Consider the following 21550-nt stretch of genomic DNA (forward strand, 5'->3'; position numbering starts at 1 on the left):
GACGGCTGGACCGACGGCAGCCCGGGCTCAGTTGCAGACGGATCACCCGATGGCAGGCATAACAGAAGGCGAAAGGGCAGCTTGTGGTGAACTCGAAGGACAACTTCTTCATTAAGGATGGCTACACAGCCCGGACAACAGCCAACTATTTCGAGGATTCACTCGTTGGTACCGAGGGTGTCCTGCATCAGCCGCACGTTTACGCCTTTGCCGGATACCTGGCCAAGAAATTCGCATGTACGCATATCCTGGATATCGGCTGTGGCCGTGCCGTCAAACTCGCCGACCTGCACCCGGATTTTGAGATCGTAGGCGTCGATATCGGCAGCAATATCGAGTACTGCAGGAGCCATTATGGCTTCGGAACTTGGCTTACGTTGGACCTGGAGACGGCGGAGGGCGACTTGCTGTCACCGGAGGTGCTTCAGAAGACCGTGCTGGTATGTTCCGACGTGATCGAGCACCTGGTCGATCCGAAGCCGCTTCTGGGATTCATTTCGAGGTGCCTCGACCATGCGCCCGTTGCGATCTTGTCCACTCCTGAGCGCGATCTCGTTCGCGGTGTCGACGATGCCGGTCCCCCGGCCAATACGGCCCATGTCCGCGAGTGGAACCAAGCGGAGCTGGGCCTGCTCCTTCAGGACTTCGGGTTCGATGTGGCGTTTCTGGGGCTCACCTGTAACAACAATCGGGACTGGGCCAAGAAGACGACGCTCGCAGTCCTGCACGGCCGGGCGTTGCCACCGAGGCAGGTCGCCTGCGCCACGGATTTCCGCGTGGTCGCGTTCATGACGGCTTACAACGAAGCGGACATCATCTTCCATTCCATCCGCCATCTGATTGATCAGGGGGTCGATGTCTACCTCATCGACAACTGGTCGACCGACGACACGGTCGCCCATGCCACACCGTTGCTTGGCAAGGGCCTGATCGCCATAGAGCAATTTCCACCCGGTGGCCCTACCGGTACATATGATTGGCACGCGTTGCTCACCCGGGTGGAGGAGTTGGCTCAGGCGATCCAGGCAAACTGGTATTTGCACCACGACGCCGACGAGATCAGGGAGGCACCCTGGTCGGACATGCGTCTCCGTGAGGCCTTCGCCTATGTGGAAAGAATGGGCTTCAACGCGGTGGATCACACGGTTATCGAATTCAGACCGGTGGACGACGGGTTCGAATCGGGTACCGACTACGGGACCTACTTCAGGCACTGGGAGTTCGGTTGCAAACCGGGGCACTTCAAGCAGGTCAAGGCCTGGCGGTCGTCGGGCGTCAGGGTGGATTTGGCGCGCTCAGGAGGCCATGAGGCCGCGTTCGAAGACCGTCGCGTATTTCCGTACAAGTTCCTGTTGCGTCATTACCCCGTGCGGTCGCAAGGGCACGGGGTGAAAAAGGTATTTGCCGAAAGAAAGCAACGGTTCAATCCCCTTGAACGGGTCGAGAAGGGATGGCACGTCCATTATGACGACATTGTCCAAGGCCACAATTTCGTCCGTTCCGAGATGGGATTAAGCCGCTTCGAAGAAGAAACGTTTTGTTCGGACTATCTGGTTGAACGTCTTTCCGGGCTAGGCATCCTCGACAGGCCTGCCCAGCCAAGGCCCGACACGGCTCGTGGTATCGCCAGACTCACCGTCGTCCTCGGTATGCACCGCAGCGGGACCAGCGCGCTGACCAGGGCGCTTCAGGCCCTCGGTGTCGACTTGGGTGAGTCCCTGATACCGGGGGTGGCCGACAATAACGAGAAGGGGTTCTTCGAAGATACCGAGGTCAATAAGCTCAACAACGAGCTCTTGGAGGCACTCGGGGCGAACTGGCATACGTTGACGGCAATCGATCCGGCGGCTCTGCAGGGGCCGGGGCTGGAATCGTTCAGGGTGCGCGCCGCCGAGCTTCTGGGCAGCAAGATCAAGACAAGCCATTTCGGCCTCAAGGATCCGCGCCTGTCCCGGCTACTGCCCTTCTGGCAAACCGTGTTCGAGACGCAGGGCCTAAGCGTGTCCTATGTGATCTCCGTACGAAACCCGCTCAGCGTGGCTCAGTCCTTGGCGAGGCGCGACGGCTTCACCGTCGAGAAGAGCGGATTTCTATGGCTGGGGCATGTCATTCCCGCTGTCCTCGGAACCTCTGGTGCGGCGCGGATCGTCGTCGACTATGACCGTCTGATGGCGGACCCGGTCAGGGAGATGAGCCGGCTGGCGCGTGCCTTGGGTCTGCCGTTCCATGAGACTGCTCGATCCATTGTGGATTATTGCCAGGCGTTTCTCGAGAGCCGGCTCCAACATAACCTCTGCTCCGCCGAGGAACTCAGGCGCGAGCCCCGGATCAGTGCGGATACTCGTGCGGCATATGAGCTGCTTCGTCTGGCGGCATGTGATGACGTTTCCTTGGATGACGCCGAGACCGTGGCGCGTTTCGAGGGCTTCAAGCGCCGTTACGATGATATGGCCACACCGTTTGCGTACATGGACGCGGCGGACAGACATCTCGCCGACTGCCTGTTCCGTCAAGGCGAACTGCAGGCGAAGTTGGAAGGTGCCGAGGGTCAGCTTCGGCAGCTTGGTTCCGACATGGCAACCGTCCAACGTGCACTGAACGCAACATTGGCTACCAACGTTGCGCTGAAGCGGCACCTCGATGACCTGTCCGCCAGGCTGACCAAGCGTGACGCGCTGGTTTTCCAACTGGCCCAGTTACTGACCGAAGACGTGCAGATGTTCGCGTCGATCCGGCAGACGACGCAAAAGGGAAACCGCCAGCTCCTGACGCAGACGATCAACAAGGCTTCGGATGGGAAGCGTGTTGCTGGCGTGACGGAAGTCTTGCGGGAGGTCCAGGCGGTCCTGCAGGACAGCAGGGCGGTCCAGGCGGGGCGCGCGGCCGGTGTGGTGTCGCAGGGTAAGGGCGGGGCAGGAGTCGACGAGACGATCCCGACGTATCGCATCGGCATCATGGCGCACGTGTATTACGTCGACCTGTTCGACGAGATTTGCGCCGTGCTCGCGCGTTTCCCCTATCCCTATGCCCTTCTGGTCTCGGTGGTCGACGAGGCGGCGGCCGAGACGGTGCGCGGCGCGGCGGCCCAACTCGCCAACCTGACCCGCCTCGACGTCCGGGTGGTGGCCAACCGGGGCCGCGACCTGGCGCCGTTCTTCGTCGCCTTCCGGGACGATATCCTGGCCCTCGACCTGGTCTGCCACGTCCATACCAAGAAGTCCCTCTATACGGGTACGGAGCGGACCGGCTGGCGGCAATACCTTTACCAGAACCTGCTTGGCACGCCGGAGCGCGTGGGCGCCATATTCGGGCGCTTTGCCGCCGACCCGAAGCTGGGCGTGGTGTATCCGGAGAGCTATCCCGGCATGCCGTTCTGGGGCCACACCTGGTTGTCCAACAAGGCGATCGCCATGCAGCTCGCCCAGCGCCTAGGCTACCGCATCGACCCCGGCGAGTACCTCGATTTCCCGGCCGGCTCGATGTTCTGGGCGCGTCCACAGGCGCTCAAGCCACTCTTCGACCTCAACCTCGGTGTCGACAGCTTCCCGGTCGAATCCGGGCAGACCGACGGTACCTTGCAACACGCCCTCGAGCGCTATCTGGGGGTCGTCCCGGCCCTGGCAGGCTACACCCTGGGTGTACTTGCCGACGATGGCAGTCTGCGCCCGACCGGCGGCAAGAACTGGCGCCACCATCTCGCGGCGCCGCTGGCGGGCAAGCTCGTGGCGGCGGCGGCCCGTGCCCGGATCGTCTCGGTGGATGTTTTCGATACCCTGGTCATGCGGCCGTTCCTGCACCCGGACGTGGTGTTCGATTTCATCGGCGAATTTCTCCAGGCGCGCCATGGCCTGGCCGATTTCAAGAGGTTGCGCAAGCAGGCGGAGGCCAGGGCCCGGCAGGCCAAAGGAGGGCGCGACGTCGACCTGGACGACATCTACGCCAGCTTCCAGGCCCACTTCCCGGCCGACCCCGCCCTGATCGACGAACTCAAGGAGATCGAGCAGGGCATGGAACTCTGGTTCACCCGCCCGCGCAGCCAGCCGATACGCCTGCTGCGGCAACTGGCCGAACAGGGCATGCGCATCGTCGCGGTGTCCGACATGTACCTGCCGGCCGCGCTGATCCGCCGCATGCTCGACCACGTTGGGGCCGACTTCGTCCAGACCCTGTACCTGTCCAGCGAAACCGGCTGGCGCAAGGACACGGGCGAGGCCTGGCGCCAATTGCCGGTGCGCGAAGGGGTCGAGCCGGGCGCTTGGCTGCACGTCGGCGATAATGAACACTCGGACATCCAGCTGCCGGTGGACGCCGGGTTCCTGCCGCCGGTCCACATCCTCAGGCCGGCGGCGATGCTGGCGACCTTGCCCTGCCTCAGCGCCCTGCACCGGCGCGACTTCCTGCCCTGGCCGGACCAGCTCTGGCTCGGCCTGGTGGGCAATCGCCTGGCCGAGCTGAGCGACCGTTCGCCGGCCGCCTTCGGCGATGCGTTGCGTCTGGACGGCCTCGCCGACATCGGCTACCTGTGCTTCGGCCCGGTCGTCGCCAACTATGTTCTATGGCTCGCCCGCCGCTGTGCCGGCGCCGGGCATCGGGCCCTGCTCTTCCTGAGCCGCGAAGGCTACCTGCTGGAAAAGGTCTTCGCCGCCTTACAGGCCTCGATACCGGCGCTGGCCGGGATGCAGGGCCGCTATTTCCTGACCTCGAGGCGGGCTGCCGGGGTCGCCGCGATGCAGACGCGGGACGACCTCGGTTACCTGTTGGGCGCCCATTTCAAAGGCCGTGTCGGCGACCTGATCCGCGCCCGCTTCGGGGACGATATCCTGGCCGCCTATCGCGCCGCGGGCGATCTCGACCTCGACCGCGAGGTGACGCTCCCGGCCATGAAGGACGCGGTCCTGTCCGGCATGTTGGCCAGCCGTGCGGCGATCCTCGAGATTGCCGCACGGGAGCGCGCGGCCTACCTGGACTATTGGCGGGCCGAGGTGCCGGACGGCCCGGCGGCCCTGTCCGACCTCGGTTTCTCGGGCACCATCCAAAAGTTCCTCATGGCGCTGACCGGCCGCAAGTTGGACGGCTTCTATTTCGCCACGACGGCCAAGGTCGCCGGCCTGAAGCAACTCGGCGTCGCGGTCGAGGGCCTGTATGGCGATGGCGTGGCCCTGCAGCACGCGGGCGTGCCGGTATTCGACTACAGCCTGATTCTGGAGGCGGTGCTCACGGCGCCGGCCGGGCAGTTCCAGCATTTCGAGCGGAGCGGGGAAGGGCTGCGGCCGGTGTTCAAGCAGGCCGGCCACAGCCAGACGCATTTCGACCGCGTCGCGGCGATCCAGCAGGGCATGCTCGACTTCGTCGCCGACCTGGTGGCGGCGGTCGGTGAGCGCATCTACGATGCCGAGTTCGACCGTGACCTGGTGCAGGTGCCGTTGCGCCTGCTGGTCGACGGCACCTGGTCGCTGGGCGAGCACGAAGCGCTCTTTTCGGTGGAAGACGACTTCTCGGGATTTGGCGAGATATCCTGCTTCCAGCACTATCGGCGCTTGGCCGAGCGGCCGGGCCCCGCCGAGCCGGCCGGTCGGGCCGAAGGACCCGCGGAAACGGGCTAGCGACAAGCGGTGACCCGTCCGGCTATGCTTCGGCCCCATGATGGAACTGACGATCACCTGGCGCGAATTCCTGTTGGCGGTATGTTTCGCCGGGGCGGCCTACCTGCTGGTCGGGCTGGCCCGGCAGCGCGTGGCGCGAGGCCGCCGGGACACGGAACTGGCGGAGCTGCGCAGCGAGCTGGCGGCCCTGCGCCAGCGCCTGGAGGCACTTGAAAACACGGTCGACGCGGCGCCCGGCGGTGCGGCGGCGGCCGCCGGGACCGAGGCCTACGACTACGCCGTCCAGTACGCCCGCCAAGGCATGATCGCGCCGGAGATCGCCGCCCGTTGCGGCATTTCCCGCGACGAGGCGACCTTGATCGTGGCCATGCACGGCAAGGGCCGGGAGATCGCGCCTCCGGGCTAAATCATTGATCTGGCTCAAGCCTGGGGCAATCCGGTCGATAACGCGGTGTAGCCACGTCACGGATCCATGAATGCCATGTCCGCCCAGTTCGCCGCCTTTCCGCTGCCGGTAGCCGCGGTCTGCCGCTGACATGAACATCACGGCCCTGCCCGAACTGCTGCTGTCCTGGCTGAGGAATCCGGGTGGCACGGCGCAGGCCGGGAAGGAATCCGGGCTCGGCCAGCTCAAGCCGGGTAGCCAGTACGATGGCCAGGTCCTCGAAGCCCTGCCGAACGGGCGCAACGTGGTCCAGGTCGCCAACCAGGCCATGGACATGGCCCTGCCGCAGCAGGCCCGCCCCGGCGACGTGGTCAGGCTGACCTTCCTCAGCCTGTCGCCGCGGCCGACCTTCGTCCTCGACGCGGCCCCGGCCCCGGCCACCGCGCCGGTGAGCGTCAGCCAGGCCGCGCAGCAGGTCAATGCCCTGGTGCGCTATGTGCCGATCGATGCCGCCACGCCGGTGCCCGGAAACACGATCGCCGGCGCCACCGCGACCACGCAGGCACTCGCCCAGGCCATGCCGAACGCCTCCCCCGACCCCGCACGGACCGGGAATGCGTCGGCCGCGGGCGCCGCGGCCGTGCCGACCGGGCGCCCGCTGGTCGCGAATCCGGCCATCCTGCTCGCGCCCGCGCCTGCCAATGTGCCGGCGTCCGCGGTGCTGCCCGGACCGGCCATCCCGGCCATGACGCTGGCCGGCGAGGCGGTCGACGGCGCGCGCGCGGCGTTGGGCTCGCAGACGGCACTGGCCACCGCCCAGGGCGTGGTGGCCGACCAGGCCAGCCCGGCCCGGCTGCTGCCCATGCGTCTGCAGCAGACCGTCAAGGAGAGCGGGCTGTTCTACGAGTCCCATCTGGGCAAGTGGGTACGCGGCGAACTGGGCTTGGAGACGATCCAGCGGGAACCGCAGGCACGTCTGTCGCAGGCGCCCGGGCCGCGTCTCGACCTGCCGGACCTGGAAGGCATGCCCGAGCAGGCCGCGCGCCTGGCCAGCCGGCAGTTGCACCTGCTCGAAGGCGGCCCGTTCGTCTGGCAGGGCCAGGTCTGGCCCGGCCAGGTGGCCGAGTGGCAGGTCGGCGAACGGGATCAGGAGGGTGCCGAAGACGCCGCCGCCGGCCAGAAGTGGCATTCACGCCTGCGTCTCACGCTGCCCCGGCTGGGCACCGTCGCGGCCGATCTGGACGTCGGCGCCCTGGGCTTGCGTGTCCGCCTGCGCCCCGGCCAGCCGGACACCCTGGCCGAGATCAAGGCCGCCTTGCCCGAACTGGTGCAGCGTCTGCGCGACGCCGAACTGAACCTGTCCAGCGTTCAGGCCGAGTTGGCAGATGCCGATCAATGAATACCGCCAACAGGCCGTGGCCTTGCGCTACGGCGAGGGCGACGGCGCCCCGCGCGTGGTCGCCAAGGGCAACGGCCGCCTGGCCGAGGAGATCATCGCCCGCGCCCGGGCGGCCGGCGTGTTCGTGCACGAATCGCCCGAACTGGTCGCGCTGCTCATGCAGGTCGACCTGGACGACCGTATCCCGCCCGCCCTGTACGTCGCGGTGGCGGAACTGCTCGCCTGGTTGTACCGGCTCGAGCAGGGTGCCGCGGGCGGCCCGGAAGCCTAGGCCAGGGCGTCGATCAGGTCGCGTTCGATGGCCAGGCGCGCTTCCGGCTGGACCAGCCGGTCGCCCGTCACCACGAAGACGTCCTCCACCCGTTGTCCCATGGTATTGATGCGCGCCGTCCGCACCACCACGCGATGGCGGCCGAGCAGGCGCGCGATGTCGTAGAGCAGGCCCGGGCGGTCGCCGGCCTTCACCGTGAGCAGCCACGCGTTCGGGTCCACCCCGGCGCTCAGCATCGCTTCGGGGCGGATCGGGAAGGCCTTCAACTGGCGCGGCAGGCGGCCCGGCGCGATGTCGGCGAGCGGCGCCCGCGCCTTGAGGGTCTCGGTCAGTTCGAACTCGATGTAGCTGAGGATGTCGCGGTAGGCCACCCGGCTTTGTTCGTCCATGACCAGGAAGGTATCCAGGGCGCGGCCGTCGCGGGTGGTATGGATGCGTGCCTGCAGGACCGAGTAGCGCATGCCGGCGAAGAAGCCGCAGATGCGGGAAAACAGGGCCTCCTCGTCGGGGGCGTGCACCAGCACCTCGACGCCTTCGCCGATGGGCGCCAGGCGGGCCCGCACGATGATGTCCTGGCGGCCCAGGAGCGGCAGCAGGCGGCGGGTGTGCCAGGCGATCTCCTGGGCCTCGTGGCGCAGGAAGTAGATGTCGTCGAGCTGCTGCCAGAGCTTCTTCTCGGCGCCGTCCGAGTAGCCGTACAGGCGCATGGTGGCGAGCGCCTCTTCCTTGCGCTGCTCGACCAGGTCGGTATGCGGCGCGTGGCCCTCCAGGAGACGCCGGCTGGCCAGGTAGAGCTCGCGGATCAGCTTTTCCTTCCAGGAGTTCCAGATCGCCGGATTGGTGCCCCGTATGTCGGCGACGGTGAGCAGGAAGAGGCCGGTCAAGCGGTCGAGCGTGGCGCAATGGCGGGTGAACTCGGCGATGACCTCGGGGTTGGCGAGGTCCTGCTTCTGCGCCGTATCCGACAGCGTCAGGTGTTCCCCGACCAGCCAGGCGACCTCCTCGGCCTCCTGCTTGCTGAGTCCGTGGGCGCGGCAGAAGCGGCGGGCATCCGCCATGCCCAGGCGCGAATGGTCGCCGCCCCGGCCCTTGGCGATGTCGTGGAACAGGGCCGCCAGGTAGAGCCGGTCGCGCTGCCCGAATTCCCGCATCACCCGGTGCGCGAACGGCAGTTCGTGGTCGTACTCGGGCATGGCCATGCGGCGCAGGTTGCGCAGCACCATGAGGGTGTGCTCGTCGACCGGGTGGATGTGGTAGAGGTCGTGCTGCATCTGGCCGGTGATGCGGCCAAAGGCGGGCAGGTAGCGGCCCAGGATGCCGAGCCGGTGCATCAGTCGCAGGGCCAGGGTGAGGCCGTGCGTCTGCCGGAACAGGGTGATGAAACGGGTGCGGTTCTCGGGGTCGCGCCGGAATGCCGCGTCGACGAGCTTACGGCCGCGCCGGAGGGCGCGCAGCGTGGTCGGGGTGAATCCGCTCAGGTCGGGATGCTGCTGGAGCACCAGGAAGGCATCCAGCATGGCCGACGGCCGGCGCGAGAAGAGTTCGGGATCGACGAGGTCGATGCGGTTGTCGCGGATGGCGAAATCGGGGTGGTCGGGGAGGGGCGCGGTGCGGCTGTCCGGTTGCAGGCGTTCGCGCACGCAGCCGAGCACGAATTCGTTGATCAGGGACAGGTGGCGTGCGGCCCGGAAGTAGCGCTGCATCAGGTGCTCGGAGGCCCGCCGGCCCGGGTGGGCGTGGTAGCCCATCTCGGCCGCCAGGCGTTCCTGGAACTCGAACAGCAGGCGATCCTCGCGCCGGTTCGCCGCCAGGTGCAGGCGGATGCGCAGGTGGCTCAGGAAGCTCAACTGGGCGACCACCTGGCGGGCCTCGCCGGCGCTCATCAGGCCGACCCGGGCCAGGCCGGGGAAATCGGCCGGCAGGCCGACCGCCTGGCAGACCCAGCCCGCGGTCTGGACGTCGCGCAGGCCGCCCGGGCTTTCCTTGAGGTTGGGCTCGAGCAACAGGGCCCGGTCGGCGAATCGGCCGTGGCGGTTGCGCTGTTCGAGGCGCTTGGCCTTGAAGAAGGCGTGCGGTTCGAGGTGGACGTCGAATTCGCGTCGGAAGCGCCGGTATACCGTGCGGTTGCCGGCCAGCAGGCGGGAATCCAGCAGGTTGGTCTGAATGGTGATGTCGCCGGCGGCTTCGTCCAGGCACTCCGAGACGCGACGGACACTGTGGCCGACGTGCAGGCCGAGGTCCCAGAGCAGGCCGATCAAGGGCTCGAAGCGGGCCTCCTCGGCCGCCGGCAGGTCGTCGTCGAGGAGGATCAGCAGGTCGACGTCGGAGTGCGGGTAGAGCTCGTCGCGGCCATAACCGCCGACGGCGACCAGGGCAGTGGCGGCGGGAAGGTCGTGGGCCTGCCAGACTTCCTGAAGCAGGCGGTCCGCGGCGCGCGAGAGGCCGCGCAGGAGCGGACGCGCGCGCCGACGGGCGAGGTAGTCGTCGATCAGTCGTTGCCGGTCCGCGCCGTACTGTTGGCGCCATTGCGCGACGACGGAGAAGTCCACCATGCGATTACTCCGGGAATCCTGTCCGGGGCGGGGGCGAATGCCGGTCCGGCTGGGCGAGTGGGGTGGCGTCGTTCATGCCGCTCTCCTCGCCGCCCCGGTCAGGCCGGCACGAAGGCCGGCGGCGGCGGGGTGCCGGCCGAGACCGTCAGTACCTCGTAGCCCGTCTCGGTGACCAGCACGGCGTGTTCCCACTGCGCCGACAGCGAGTGGTCCTTGGTCACCACGGTCCAGCCGTCGCCGAGCATGCGGATATCCTTGCGGCCGGCATTGATCATCGGTTCGATGGTGAAGATCATGCCCGGCTGCATCATCTCGCCGGTACCGGCCTTGCCGTAGTGCAGGACGTGCGGGTCCTCGTGGAACCGGGCGCCGACGCCGTGGCCGCAGAACTCGCGCACGACGGAGAAGCCGTTCGCCTCGGCATGCTTCTGGATGGCCTCGCCGATGTCGCCGAAGTGGCCGCCCGCGCGGACCGCGAGGATGCCCTTCCACATGCATTCGTAGGTGACCTCGGTGAGGCGCTTGGCCTGGATCGAGGTCTCGCCGATCATGAACATGCGCGAGGTGTCGCCATGCCAGCCGTCCTTGATGACGGTGATGTCCATGTTCATGACGTCGCCGGACTTCAGCTTCTTGTCGCCCGGCACGCCGTGGCAGACCTGATGGTTGACCGAGGTGCAGACCGACTTCGGGTAGGGCTTGTGGCCCGGCGGGGCATAGTTCAGCGGTGCCGGCACGCAGCCCTGCACCTCGACCATGTAGTCGTGGCAGAGCTTGTCCAGCTCGCCCGTGGTGACGCCGGGCTGGACGTAGGGGGTGATGTAATCGAGGACTTCGGACGCGAGCCGGCAGGCGACCCGCATTTTGGCTATTTCTTCGGCCGTTTTGATGACGATGGACATGTAGCAGAATCAGACCGTGGACTGAGGCAGGTTAGTAAGCGGATGTGGAAAAGTAAAGCACAGGCTACCATCAGGTCGTCGATATCGTGAAACATTCCCGCAATGGCCATAGGGGCGTTAGGCGCTTCCGGCAGCCTCCAGGCGCTGCAATCGGCCCGTGCCGCGACCGGGCAGGCGGCCCTTACGCCGGAACAACAGCAGCAGGTCGTGCGCCTCAAGCAGATCGACCAGAAGGTGCATGCCCACGAGGCGGCGCACCAGGCGGCCGGCGCCGGGCTGACCAGCGGCGCCAGCTACCAGTACGTGCGCGGCCCGGACGGTCGCCAGTACGCCGTGGCCGGGGAAGTGAAGATCGACGTCTCGCCGGCGCAGACGCCGAGCCAAACCGTCGACAAGGCGAAGCGCATCCAGGCGGCGGCCCTGGCGCCGGCCGACCCGTCCGCGCAGGATCGTGCCGTGGCCGCCCAGGCGGCGCAGATGGCCATGCAGGCGCAGGCTGAACTCAGCCGTGCCAACCAGGCCGGTGGGCTGGACCGGAATGCCGCCCTGGCGGCCTACGACAACCAGGAACCGGTGCCGGCACCGACCTTGAGCCTGTTCGCCTGACGTGGCCGATCCGGCCGGCGCATTCAGGCGGTTGGCCGACGTTCGAAGGCGGTGAAACTGCCGCTGCCGTCGGATATCGCCGCGTTTGTCACCGAGGCCGCCGGCGGACCGCGCCGGGCCCAGGCGATGAGCGCGGCGACGGCGGCCTCGTCGCCCTGGACCGTCGCTTCCACGCTGCCGTCGCGGCAGTTGCGCACCCAGCCGGCGACGCCCAGGCGATCGGCTTCGGCGCGCATGGAATCGCGGTACCACACCCCCTGCACCTTGCCGGATATCACCAGGTGCCGGGTGATCACGCCTTGTCCCCCAGACGGCGTGGATGGGGTCCGACCAGGGCGTCTGGGCCGCGTAGCGGTCGTCCTCGGGGCGGATCAGACCGGTCAGGGAGAAGGTATTCAGGCCGGTCCAGCCACCGTCGCGCAGGAAGTATTCGAGTACCAGTCCGCTCCGTTCGAACGGGTGCGCGTCGATCCAGACGCGGATCGCCTTGGGCGGGAAATAGCGGTTCGAGAACACCAGGGCGAAGCGGCCGCCCGGCTTGAGGACCCGGCGAACATCGGCGAACACCTCGAACGGCCGTACCAGGTATTCCACCGATACCGTGCAGACCACGGCGTCGAAATGGGCGTCCGGGTAGGGCAGGCATGGGTCGGCGTTGAGGTCGTGCAGCGTGCGGTCGGCCAGGGCCGGGTTGGCGTCGAGTTCCTCGCGGTTCATGCCGAGGCCGGCGACCGTGCCGGGCTGGGCCAGTTCGAGGTGCGACTTCCAGCCGCTCATGAGGTCGAGCACGCGGGCGCCGGGTGCCAGCAGGCGGGCATAGAGCTTCTCGACCTGGCGGGTGGCGGTGCGGTCCAGGTGGTCGACCAGGCGCGCGCCGCGGTAGAACTCGCCGTCGGGCTCCTCGCGGCCGCGCGCGAAGGCGTCGGCGGCGAAGAAGTCGGTCGGCCGGTCGTGCCAGCGCACCTGCATGCCGGGCCCCTTGCCGGCGATCAGGTCGGGGACGTCCTGGGCGGTGCCGCCGCGCTGCGCCCCGGCCTGCCAGGCCTTGAGGATGCGCGCGCTGACGGTGAGCGGCCGGTCGGCCAACGGATGGTTGAGGTCGGCGACCAGCGTGTCTTCCGCCAGGTCGGCGATCCGGAACGGCGTGATGTCGTCGGAGGTGATGTCGCGCACGCCAGCGATCAGGCCCTTGGGATAGAAGCGGCCGGCGCGCGGTTCGACGGCGCGGCCGTCGATCTCGCGGCGCTCGAAGCGGCGGGCGTCGACGCTGGGGCACAGGGCGGCCTCGTAACCGGGCACCAACTGGCCGGGCGCGAATTCGACCGTCCGGCTGGCACCGACCGCCTGGTCGGTGACGGCGGCCGCCAGTTCGGGCGGGAACCAGTCGCGCCACAGGTTGAGTTGGCTGGCGACGTAAAGGTCGTTGTGGTTGGCGTGTTCGGATTGCCAGCGCAGGGCAAATTCGATGGCGGCGAAGTCGCGGCCGGTGGTGTGGTCGAGGGGCGCGCGCCCGGCGGTACCGCTGGCCGCGGCTTCCTCAAGCGAGTAGAACTCGTCGGCAAACAGATTCATGGGGGAAACGATCAGGCAGTCGATGCCCGATTCTCGCTCTCGCCCGGCGCGTCGACAAGCCGCCCGGTTGCCGGTCCGGCACCCGAGCCACTATGCTGGGGCGGTTCCACGCGAGGAGGAAACGGGTATGGGGAAGAACCGCCTGGAGGCGTTCAGCGACGGTGTACTGGCGATCATCATCACGATCATGGTGCTGGAGATGAAGGTGCCGCACGGGGAGGACCTGGCGACCCTGACGCCGCTCGTCCCCGTGTTCCTGAGCTACGTTTTGAGCTTCGTCTACATCGGCATCTACTGGAACAACCACCACCACATGCTGCATGCCACCGACCGGGTGAGCGGTGCCATCCTGTGGGCCAACCTGCACCTGCTGTTCTGGCTGTCGCTGTTCCCGTTCGTGACCGGCTGGATGGGCGAGAACCACTTCGCGCCCTTGCCGGTGGCGCTCTACGGGGCGGTGCTGCTGCTGGCCTCGCTGGCCTACTGGCTGCTGCAGAGGACGATCGTCGCCGACCAGGGCGACGGCTCGCTGCTCGCCCGGGCGATCGGCAACGACGCCAAAGGCAAGCTGTCGCCGCTGCTGTACGCCTCGGCGATCCCGCTCGCCTTCGTCTCGACCGGGCTGGCCCAGGTCCTTTACGTCGGCGTGGCGTTGATGTGGCTGGTGCCCGACCGCCGCATCGAACGGGTGCTCGGCCGGGGCGAATGACCCGGATCGGCCGGTCCGGGTCAGTAGCGGCCGTGCTGATGGGTGATGTAGTTGTTCATCTCGACCTGCTGCTGGTTCATGCGCCGCAGGGTGTTGTGGACGCCGCGGATGATGGCGCGCATGACCCGGAACACCATGTGCGGGTTGCTGTCCAGCAGGGGATCGAAACGCTCGCGGGTCATGCTGAACACGGCCGTCGGGCCGAGGGCGCGCAGGGTCGCGGTATGTTCCAGGCCGTCGATGAAGCCGAGTTCGCCGGCCAGTTCGCCATGGCGCAACACGTGCAGGGTGACCCAGTCGCCGCCGGCGGCCGGACGCGTCACGGCGAGGTTGCCGGCGATGACGATGTGCAGGCTGTTGTCGACCTCGCCTTCCTTGATCAGGACCTCGCCGTCCTTCATCTCCCGGACCGTGCCGAGCTCGGTGAACAGCTCGCATTCCTCTTCACTCAGGTCCTTGCCGAGTACCGAACCCAGGATGATGCATTGGTTGTTGCTCATATTCCTTTCCCTTCTGCGTTGTCGGAACGCTCCGGCCGGATTATTTCACCCGCATGCCGGGCTGGGCGCCGGCGTCGGGCGACAGGATGAACAGGCCCGGGGCGTCGCCGGAGGCAGCCAGGACCATGCCTTCGCTCATGCCGAACTTCATCTTGCGCGGCGCCAGGTTGGCGACCATGACGGTCAGGCGGCCGACCAGGCTCTCCGGCGCGTAGGCTGACTTGATGCCGGCGAACACCTGCCTGGGCTTGGCCTCGCCGATGTCCAGTTCCAGGCGCAGCAGCTTGTCGGCGCCGTCGACGTGGCTGGCCGAGACGATGCGGGCGATGCGCAGGTCGACCTTGGCGAAGTCGTCGATGCCGATGTAGTGGGCGTCGGCCGCCTTGGCGTCGTCGCTCTGGGCAGCGTGCTGCTGGTGTTCGGCGTGGCGTGCCGGGGCCGGTTCCGGGGTGGGGGCCAGGCTTTGCTTGTTGGCCTCGACCATGGCCTCGACCTGTTTGGCGTCGACCCGGGTCATCAGGTGCTTGTATTCGTTGATGGCGTGGCCGGCCGGCAGCGCGGCCCAGCTGCCGCCCCAGGCCAGTGCCGGCACGTTGAGGAAGGCTTCGACCTGTGCGGCCAGCATGGGCAGGACCGGCTTCAGGTACAGGGTCAGGTCGCGGAACAGGGTCAGCGCGGTCGAGCAGACCTGGTGCAATTCGGCCTCCCGGCCCTCCTGCTTGGCCATCTCCCAGGGCTTCCGGTCGGCGATGTACAGGTTGGCGACGTCGGCCAGGCGCATGATCTCGCGCAGGGCACGGCCGTAGTCCCGGGTCTCGTAGCTCTGGGCGATCTCGCCGGCCTCGAAGGCGGCCTGAAATTCGGCCGTGGCGGCCGCATCGACCGGTCCCAGCCGGCCGGCGAACTTCTTGGTGATGAAGCCGGCGCAGCGGCTGGCGATGTTGACGTACTTGCCCACCAGGTCGGCGTTCACCCGGGCGGTGAAGTCCTCCAGGTTGAGGTCGATGTCTTCCATGGAGCCGTTCAGCTTGGCGGCGTAGTAGTAGCGCAGCCATTCCGGGTTGAGATGCTGGAGGTAGCTCTCGGCGGTGATGAAGGTGCCGCGCGACTTCGACATCTTGCTGCCGTTGACGGTCAGGAAGCCGTGGCAGAACACGCCGGTGGGGGTGCGGAAGCCGGCGTGGTGCAGCTCGGCGGGCCAGAACAGGGCGTGGAAATAGAGGATGTCCTTGCCGATGAAATGATAGACCTCGGCCTCGGAGTCGGGCCGCCAGAATTCGCCGAACTCCATGCCATTCCTGTCGCACAGGTTCTGGAAGCTGCCCATGTAGCCGATCGGGGCGTCCAGCCAGACGTAGTAGTACTTGCCGGGGGCGCCGGGGATCTCGAAGCCGAAGTAGGGCGCGTCGCGCGAGATGTCCCAGTCGGACAGGCCGCCCGACAGCCACTCGTTGAGCTTGTTGCCGGCCTCGGCCTGGACGTGCGGCGGCACGATCCAGCCCTGCAGGAAGTCGGCGCAGCGCGGGTCGGAAAGCTTGAAGAAGTAGTGGTCCGAGGTCTTCCTGACCGGCTTGGCGCCGGATACGGCGGAATAGGGGTCGATCAGCTCGGTGGGCTGGTAGGTGGCGCCGCAGGCCTCGCAGTTGTCGCCGTACTGGTCCTTGGCGTGGCACTTCGGACACTCACCCTTGATGAAGCGGTCGGGCAGGAACATCGCCTTTTCGGGGTCGTAGAACTGCTCGATGGCACGGACCTCGATCAGGCCGGCCTCCTTCAGACGGGTATAGATGGTGTCGGCGTAGTGGCGGGTTTCCGGGCTGTTGGTGGAGTAGTAGTTGTCGAAGGCGACGTGGAAACCGTCGAAGTCGCGCTTGTGCTCGTGCCAGACCCGGTCGATCAGCTGTTCCGGGCTGATGCCCTCCTTCTCGGCGCGCAGCATGATCGGCGTGCCGTGGGTGTCGTCGGCGCAGCAGTAGTAGCACTCGTTGCCGTGCATCTTCTGGAAGCGCACCCAGATGTCGGTCTGGATGTATTCGACCAGGTGACCGAGGTGGATGCTGCCGTTGGCGTAGGGAAGGGCGGAGGTGACGAGGATCTTGCGCGGGCTGGACATGATGTTGGGTGGCTACGTAACACTCGGCATTGTAGGGGATGGCGGGCCCGGTTGCTGTGCCGGCGACCGGGCCCGGCGGGATTTTGCACCCCGGGGACAATTCGCAGGAAATGAAAATTTCGATACTAGAATCAAATCAGGTCCGCCGCCGGCGCGGGTGATCCGCCTGGCGGCGGGCACAACGCCACCAGCGAGGAGCCTGCCATGAAGATCGTTAACCATCGCCTTGTCGGCGACGACGGCAATCCGGTCGCCTATGTCGCCAGTCCCAACCGGGGCGTGGAGATGACCCCGGAATATCTGATCATGCACTACACCAGCGGCAGTACCGCGGAGGGTGCGATCGCCTGGCTGTGCAACCCGGCCGCCAAGGCGTCCGCCCACCTGGTCATCGGGCGCGACGGTGTGGCGACCCAACTGGTCCCGTTCAATCGGGTGGCCTGGCACGCCGGGCAATCGCAATGGGCGGGCCGCAGCGGCCTGAACGGGTTTTCGATCGGCATCGAACTGGACAATGCCGGCCATCTGGAAAGGGCCGGCGGGCGCTGGGTCTCGGCCGCCAGCAAGCGGGTGTACGCGGACGACGACGTCCTGGTGGCCAACCACAAGCAGGACCAGCCGGGTACGCCGCCGTCGGGGTGGCACGAGTACAGCGAGGCGCAGATGGCGGTCGCCTTCGAAGTCGGGCTGGCCCTGGTGGCCAAGTACGGTCTGCGCGACGTGCTCGGCCACGAGGACATCGCGCCCAGGCGCAAGTCCGACCCGGGGCCGGCCTTCCCGATGGCGAGCTTCCGCGCCCGTCTGATGGGCCGCGCCGACAGTGCCCTGGACGTGTACGAGACCAGCGTGGCGCTCAACGTTCGGGCCGGCCCGGGCACCGAGTACATGGTGTTGGAGGGGAGTCCGTTGCCGGTGGCGGCCAGGGTCGCGTTGCTGGAACGGCAGGGCGTCTGGTGGCGCGTCGACGTCCTCGACACGGTCGCCGGAGTCATGGACATGGTCGGCTGGTGCCACAGCCGTTACCTGGTCAAGGTTTGAACAGGGCATGGCTATAGTGCGTGGGTAGAGGGGGATCACCGAAAGGAGCGTTTCCATGCACATGCGTTACACGCTATTGGCCGCCGCGGCCCTCGCCATGCTCGCGGCCTCCGGCGCGCTCGCCGACACGCCGTCACAGGCGCCGGCCCAGTCACCTGTCCAGGCTCAACCCTTGCCGTACGGCTACATGAACCCGTTCGACCCGAACTGGTGGCTGGCCACCTTGAACAACATGATGCGCCTGTACAGCGTGCCGATGACGCCGCCCGCCGGCAGCCCGGCGGCGCCCGCGCCGGTCGTGCCGTTCTTCCCGTTCTACGTCCCGGCCGTCGCCGCGCCGGCCACGCCCGCCCAGGACAGTGGCGCCTACGTGGCGACCGAGACCCCGTACGGGACGATCTACACCTTCAACTATGCCGACCCGAGCGCCTGGAGCAATATCTTCGCGCAGCCCTACGGAGCGCCCGGGACGGGCCGCTGACGGGTACCGCCGCCGCGCCCGCGCCGGGTGGCGCGGGCCGGCCCGGCCGACTGTCGGCCCGGGCGATTAGCCGTTAAGCTTGCCGTCCTCATCAGCGCGAGGACGTTGCCTTTGTCATCGAGAACCCTGCAGCCGGGTGTCGGCAAGGTCGAGGCCTGGGCCTGGGCGATGTTCGACTTCGCCAATTCCGGCTACACGACGGTGGTCATCACCGCCGTCTACAACGCCTACTTCGTCGCCGCCATCGCCGGCAACGCCGATTGGGCCAGCCTGGCCTGGACCCTGGCATTGGCCGTCTCCTACGCCCTGATCATGGTCAGCGCCCCCGGCCTGGGTGCCTGGGCGGACCGCAACCTGGCCAAGAAACGGCTGCTCGCCGCCAGCGTCGCCGGCTGCGTACTCACGACCGCGGCGCTCGGGCTGGCCGGACCGGGTGACCTCTGGCTGGCCGCGACGCTGGTGGTGGCGAGCAATTTCTTCTTCGGTACCGGCGAGAACCTGATCGCCGCCTTCCTGCCGGAACTGGCGCGCGGTCGCGGCCTGGGCCGCCTGTCGGGCTGGGGCTGGGGCCTCGGTTACCTGGGCGGCATGCTGACCCTGGGCCTGTGCCTCGCCTACATCGGCCATGCCCAGGGCCGCGGCCTGGGGGCCGAGACCTTCGTGCCGGCCAGTTTGCTGATCACCGCGGGTGTGTTCCTGCTGGCCAGCCTGCCCACCTTCCTGTTTCTCCGGGAACGCGGCCAGGTCGGGAACGGCCCCGGGACAGCCGGCGGCCCGGGCGTAGCCGGCGCCTACCGGCAGCTCTGGCGTTCGCTCGGCGCCAGCCGGCGCTTTCCGGACCTGGCGCGCTTTCTGGTCTGCATCGTCTTCTACCAGGCCGGCGTGCAGGCCGTGATCGCCCTGGCCGCCGTGTATGCCCAGCAGGCGATGCATTTCGACACCCGGGAGACGGTGGTGCTGATCCTGGTGGTCAATGTCGCCGCGGCCTTCGGGGCTCTGGCCTTCGGGCACGTCCAGGACCGCATCGGGCACCGCCGGGCCATCGCGATCACCCTGGTCGGCTGGCTGGTCACGGTGGTCCTGGCCTGGCTGGCCAGCGACGCGCCGAAGTTCTGGCTGGCGGCCAACGTGGCCGGGCTGTGCCTGGGCGCCTCGCAATCCGCGGGACGGGCGCTGGTCGGCTACCTGAGCCCGCCGGCACGCCGGGCCGAGTTCTTCGGCCTGTGGGGCCTGGCGGTCAAGCTGTCCGCGATCCTCGGGCCGGTGACCTACGGCCTGGCCGTCTGGCTGTCGGGTGGCGACCATCGCCTGGCCATGCTGTCGCTGGCCGGCTATTTCCTGGTCGGGCTGGCCATATTGGTTTTCGTCGACCCGCGTCGCGGCCGCCGGCTGGCGCTCAGCGACCGGCCTCGACGGCCCGCGCGGCCCGTTCCGACATGACCAGGACCAACTTCAGGGTGGCCCGGGTCATGCCGACGAACAGCTTGCGCACGGTCGCCTCGTCGAGCGTCTCGAAGTCGATCTCGGTGAACAGCACGCAGGGCGCCGAGCGGCCCTTGAAGCGGTAGACCGAGTCGACCAGCAGGTCGCCCTCGCTGTATACCGGACTGCCGAGCAGGTCGTACTTGTTGGTGAAGGCCTTGAGGCTGTGCGGGCCGAGGTGGTCGAGCGGGGTGAAGCGGGATCGCTCGCGGCCACGGAAGGTGATCAGGGCGATGTTCTCCTTGCCGAAGCCGGCACCCAGGCCACGCGTGACCGCCGTCTTGGTCCGCTCCAGCAGTTCCTCGGCGTCGGCGTAGCGGAGCACCTCGACCTCGACGCCGGAAACCGGGCTGCCGGCGGCGGCCGCCTGCTCCGGCGCTAGGAGGCCGTTCAGGTAGTCGAGGATGGCGCGCGGGGTCCGGTAATTCGTGTCGGCGCGCAAGGTCACCCAGCCGGCCCAGTCCAGACCGGGGCGGCCGTAGAGATTCTGCATCGGGTCTTCCAGCCACCAGGCGCGGCCATCCGGGCGCAGGAGGCGCAGAAGACTGGCGCGCCAGTCCGGTTCGAAGTCCTGGCCTTCGTCGACGACCAGTTCGTCGAATTGCCAATCGGGCTCGGGCCGGTAGTCGGCCAGGAATTGCTCCAGGCCGCGGAAGGCGTCGGGGCGGGCGAAGTCGGGTGCCCGGCCGGTCGCGCGCAGGATGCGGTCGCCGAGCTGGTGGTAGGTGGCCACCAGCGTGCCGGGAGGTGCCAGGAGGGCGATGTGATCGGCCAGCGGCCGGTTGTAGCAGACGTAGAGCGGGCGCCGGCCTGCCGCAACGGCATCGCGGACCACCTGGAGGGCGAGCTGCGTCTTGCCGGAACCGGCGGTGCCGGTGATGCGCAGGCGGAACGGCCGGCAGTCGATGTGGCGCGCCCAGTGGGCCAGGCCACCCGCCAGACGGGTGTAGACCTGTCGGCTCCGGCCGATGGCGGCATCGACGTCGGGCACCAGATGCAGCTCGTCGCGCAGGAAGCGGTGTACCTTGGCGGCGAGCGGTGCCGCCGCCTCATCGCCCAGGAGGGTGCGCACGACGTCGAGCAAGCGGCCGCGTTTCCCGGCATCGACGATGCGGCTGGGGTCGATGCCGGCCGTGCCGGGCGACTTGACGACGTAGTCGGGGCAATGGAGAAGCGCGTCGACCGCCGGGCCGGCGCCCTGGCAGGCCGCATTCAGCCGGCTGCGCAAGGCCTCGGTGTGCCGGGCCATGTGGACGACGAGGCGTCTGCCCCGTTCGCCGCCGGGCTTCGCCAGGCCGTCCGCGGTTTCCTCCAGCAGGCCCGTCTTCTGTTCGATCAGGAGCAGGCGGCCGGCCGGGTTGACGATGATGAAGTCGATCTCGCCGATGCAGGCATGGCCCTCCTGGACGCGCGTCCAGTGCACACCGTGATAGACCGTGTAGCTGTCCGGGAGGCCATCGGCGAGCCGTTCGAGGGTCTCGATTTCGCGCGCCGCGGCACCGACCGGCTTGAGTTCGCGCCAGCCGTCCGGGTGCACTCTGGCCATGGCGGAACTTGGGATCAGGCGTCCGGCGTGACCGGCTTGGGTTTGTTGTGCTGCTTGCCCCGGGACTTGTTCCGGTTCGGCTTGTTGCTGGCCTTGGGAGCCCCGTCAGGGGCCTTCGCGGCGACCTTGTTGACGGGCGGCTTGTTCGGCTTGTTGTGGCTCTTGCGCTGGGGCTGCGGCTGCGCCGGCACCAGGCGCATGTCGCGGCCGGGGCCGTTTTCGCGGTTGCCCGGGGCGAGGGTGATTTCCAGCTCGACGATTTCGTCCCACTGGGCCTCGGTACGCTGGCTGTCCGGAATGGCCAGCAGGGCCTGGAGCCGGCGGCGGGGGGAGAGGGGTTGCTCGTTGTCCATGCAGGTATTATCCCACTACCTGGGCCGGTTTTGTGAGC

General features: G+C 67.8%; 15 protein-coding genes and 1 pseudogene. 9 read left to right on the top strand and 7 right to left on the bottom strand.

Annotated features, from left to right (window positions below; all coding sequences use genetic code 11):
• Positions 1–86 precede the first annotated feature (86 nt).
• From EZJ19_RS03330 to EZJ19_RS03345, 4 genes are all read left to right on the top strand, one after another.
• Positions 87–5603 carry a rhamnan synthesis F family protein gene (locus tag EZJ19_RS03330; RefSeq protein WP_165873441.1) on the top strand — a complete coding sequence of 1839 codons (5517 nt, stop codon included), beginning with the start codon at positions 87–89 and terminating at the stop codon, positions 5601–5603.
• Between the two features lie 37 nt (positions 5604–5640).
• Positions 5641–6009: a DUF2802 domain-containing protein gene (locus tag EZJ19_RS03335; RefSeq protein WP_131444877.1), complete on the top strand. Its 369-nt coding sequence runs from the start codon at positions 5641–5643 to the stop codon at positions 6007–6009.
• A gap of 130 nt (positions 6010–6139) precedes the next feature.
• Positions 6140–7387 (top strand): flagellar hook-length control protein FliK, encoded by a 1248-nt coding sequence (gene fliK, locus EZJ19_RS03340; RefSeq protein WP_131444878.1) that lies wholly within the window; start codon positions 6140–6142, stop codon positions 7385–7387.
• Positions 7374–7658 carry an EscU/YscU/HrcU family type III secretion system export apparatus switch protein gene (locus tag EZJ19_RS03345; protein WP_131444879.1) on the top strand — a complete coding sequence of 95 codons (285 nt, stop codon included), beginning with the start codon at positions 7374–7376 and terminating at the stop codon, positions 7656–7658. Before fliK ends, EZJ19_RS03345 begins: the two co-directional genes overlap by 14 nt.
• Here EZJ19_RS03345 and EZJ19_RS03350 read toward each other — a convergent pair.
• A complete protein-coding gene (locus EZJ19_RS03350) occupies positions 7655–10210 on the bottom strand; it encodes a [protein-PII] uridylyltransferase (protein WP_131444880.1) in 2556 nt (851 codons plus the stop codon). The two genes, EZJ19_RS03345 and EZJ19_RS03350, sit on opposite strands and share 4 nt — an antisense overlap.
• A gap of 98 nt (positions 10211–10308) precedes the next feature.
• The gene (gene map, locus EZJ19_RS03355) at positions 10309–11112 is read right to left on the bottom strand and encodes a type I methionyl aminopeptidase (protein ID WP_131444881.1); all 804 of its coding nucleotides are present in this window, start codon (positions 11110–11112) and stop codon (positions 10309–10311) included.
• Between the two features lie 102 nt (positions 11113–11214).
• Here map and EZJ19_RS16755 point away from each other — a divergent pair, with 102 nt between their 5' ends.
• Complete coding sequence (locus tag EZJ19_RS16755; RefSeq protein ID WP_131444967.1) at positions 11215–11718, top strand: putative metalloprotease CJM1_0395 family protein; 504 nt, start codon at positions 11215–11217, stop codon at positions 11716–11718.
• Between the two features lie 531 nt (positions 11719–12249).
• Here the strand turns inward: EZJ19_RS16755 and EZJ19_RS16680 are convergent.
• A pseudogene (locus EZJ19_RS16680) lies at positions 12250–13290 on the bottom strand (methyltransferase domain-containing protein); the annotation flags it as partial.
• A 127-nt stretch (positions 13291–13417) separates the two neighbouring features.
• Between EZJ19_RS16680 and EZJ19_RS03375 the strand changes: the two are divergent.
• Positions 13418–13999 (top strand): TMEM175 family protein, encoded by a 582-nt coding sequence (locus EZJ19_RS03375; RefSeq protein ID WP_131444882.1) that lies wholly within the window; start codon positions 13418–13420, stop codon positions 13997–13999.
• 20 nt (positions 14000–14019) lie between these two features.
• Here EZJ19_RS03375 and EZJ19_RS03380 read toward each other — a convergent pair whose 3' ends face one another.
• On the bottom strand, positions 14020–14499 hold the full coding sequence (locus EZJ19_RS03380; RefSeq protein WP_131444883.1) for a Crp/Fnr family transcriptional regulator: 480 nt from the start codon (positions 14497–14499) through the stop codon (positions 14020–14022).
• Positions 14500–14539: 40 nt separating this feature from the next.
• Positions 14540–16612 carry a methionine--tRNA ligase gene (gene metG / locus EZJ19_RS03385; protein ID WP_131444884.1) on the bottom strand — a complete coding sequence of 691 codons (2073 nt, stop codon included), beginning with the start codon at positions 16610–16612 and terminating at the stop codon, positions 14540–14542.
• Positions 16613–16816: 204 nt separating this feature from the next.
• On the opposite strand from metG, the gene EZJ19_RS03390 reads away from it, so the two are divergent.
• From EZJ19_RS03390 to EZJ19_RS03400, 3 genes are all read left to right on the top strand, one after another.
• The gene (locus EZJ19_RS03390) at positions 16817–17650 is read left to right on the top strand and encodes an N-acetylmuramoyl-L-alanine amidase (protein WP_131444885.1); all 834 of its coding nucleotides are present in this window, start codon (positions 16817–16819) and stop codon (positions 17648–17650) included.
• Positions 17651–17705: 55 nt separating this feature from the next.
• Entirely contained in the window at positions 17706–18131 is a 426-nt protein-coding gene (locus EZJ19_RS03395; protein WP_131444886.1) for a hypothetical protein, read from the top strand.
• A 111-nt stretch (positions 18132–18242) separates the two neighbouring features.
• A complete protein-coding gene (locus EZJ19_RS03400) occupies positions 18243–19571 on the top strand; it encodes an MFS transporter (RefSeq protein ID WP_240754632.1) in 1329 nt (442 codons plus the stop codon).
• Here EZJ19_RS03400 and EZJ19_RS03405 read toward each other — a convergent pair.
• Entirely contained in the window at positions 19528–21159 is a 1632-nt protein-coding gene (locus EZJ19_RS03405) for an ATP-binding domain-containing protein (RefSeq protein WP_131444887.1), read from the bottom strand. The two genes, EZJ19_RS03400 and EZJ19_RS03405, sit on opposite strands and share 44 nt — an antisense overlap.
• 14 nt (positions 21160–21173) lie before the next feature.
• Positions 21174–21512, bottom strand: coding sequence for a hypothetical protein (locus EZJ19_RS03410; RefSeq protein ID WP_131444888.1), 339 nt, complete (start codon positions 21510–21512; stop codon positions 21174–21176).
• Positions 21513–21550: the final 38 nt, after the last annotated feature.

Origin of the sequence: Parasulfuritortus cantonensis, assembly GCF_004337445.1 — a bacterium.
Classification (GTDB): domain Bacteria; phylum Pseudomonadota; class Gammaproteobacteria; order Burkholderiales; family Thiobacillaceae; genus Parasulfuritortus; species Parasulfuritortus cantonensis.

Bases quoted from the DNA above. Each gene is read 5' to 3' on its own strand.
- EZJ19_RS03405 (WP_131444887.1), bottom strand. From the start codon at position 21,159: ATGGCCAGAGTGCACCCGGACGGCTGGCGCGAACTCAAGCCGGTCGGT.
- EZJ19_RS03350 (WP_131444880.1), bottom strand. From the start codon at position 10,210: ATGGTGGACTTCTCCGTCGTCGCGCAATGGCGCCAACAGTACGGCGCG.
- EZJ19_RS16755 (WP_131444967.1), top strand. From the start codon at position 11,215: ATGGCCATAGGGGCGTTAGGCGCTTCCGGCAGCCTCCAGGCGCTGCAA.
- EZJ19_RS03380 (WP_131444883.1), bottom strand. From the start codon at position 14,499: ATGAGCAACAACCAATGCATCATCCTGGGTTCGGTACTCGGCAAGGAC.
- EZJ19_RS03410 (WP_131444888.1), bottom strand. From the start codon at position 21,512: ATGGACAACGAGCAACCCCTCTCCCCCCGCCGCCGGCTCCAGGCCCTG.
- fliK (WP_131444878.1), top strand. From the start codon at position 6,140: ATGAACATCACGGCCCTGCCCGAACTGCTGCTGTCCTGGCTGAGGAAT.
- EZJ19_RS03345 (WP_131444879.1), top strand. From the start codon at position 7,374: ATGCCGATCAATGAATACCGCCAACAGGCCGTGGCCTTGCGCTACGGC.
- metG (WP_131444884.1), bottom strand. From the start codon at position 16,612: ATGTCCAGCCCGCGCAAGATCCTCGTCACCTCCGCCCTTCCCTACGCC.
- EZJ19_RS03375 (WP_131444882.1), top strand. From the start codon at position 13,418: ATGGGGAAGAACCGCCTGGAGGCGTTCAGCGACGGTGTACTGGCGATC.
- EZJ19_RS03395 (WP_131444886.1), top strand. From the start codon at position 17,706: ATGCACATGCGTTACACGCTATTGGCCGCCGCGGCCCTCGCCATGCTC.
- map (WP_131444881.1), bottom strand. From the start codon at position 11,112: ATGTCCATCGTCATCAAAACGGCCGAAGAAATAGCCAAAATGCGGGTC.
- EZJ19_RS03390 (WP_131444885.1), top strand. From the start codon at position 16,817: ATGAAGATCGTTAACCATCGCCTTGTCGGCGACGACGGCAATCCGGTC.
- EZJ19_RS03335 (WP_131444877.1), top strand. From the start codon at position 5,641: ATGATGGAACTGACGATCACCTGGCGCGAATTCCTGTTGGCGGTATGT.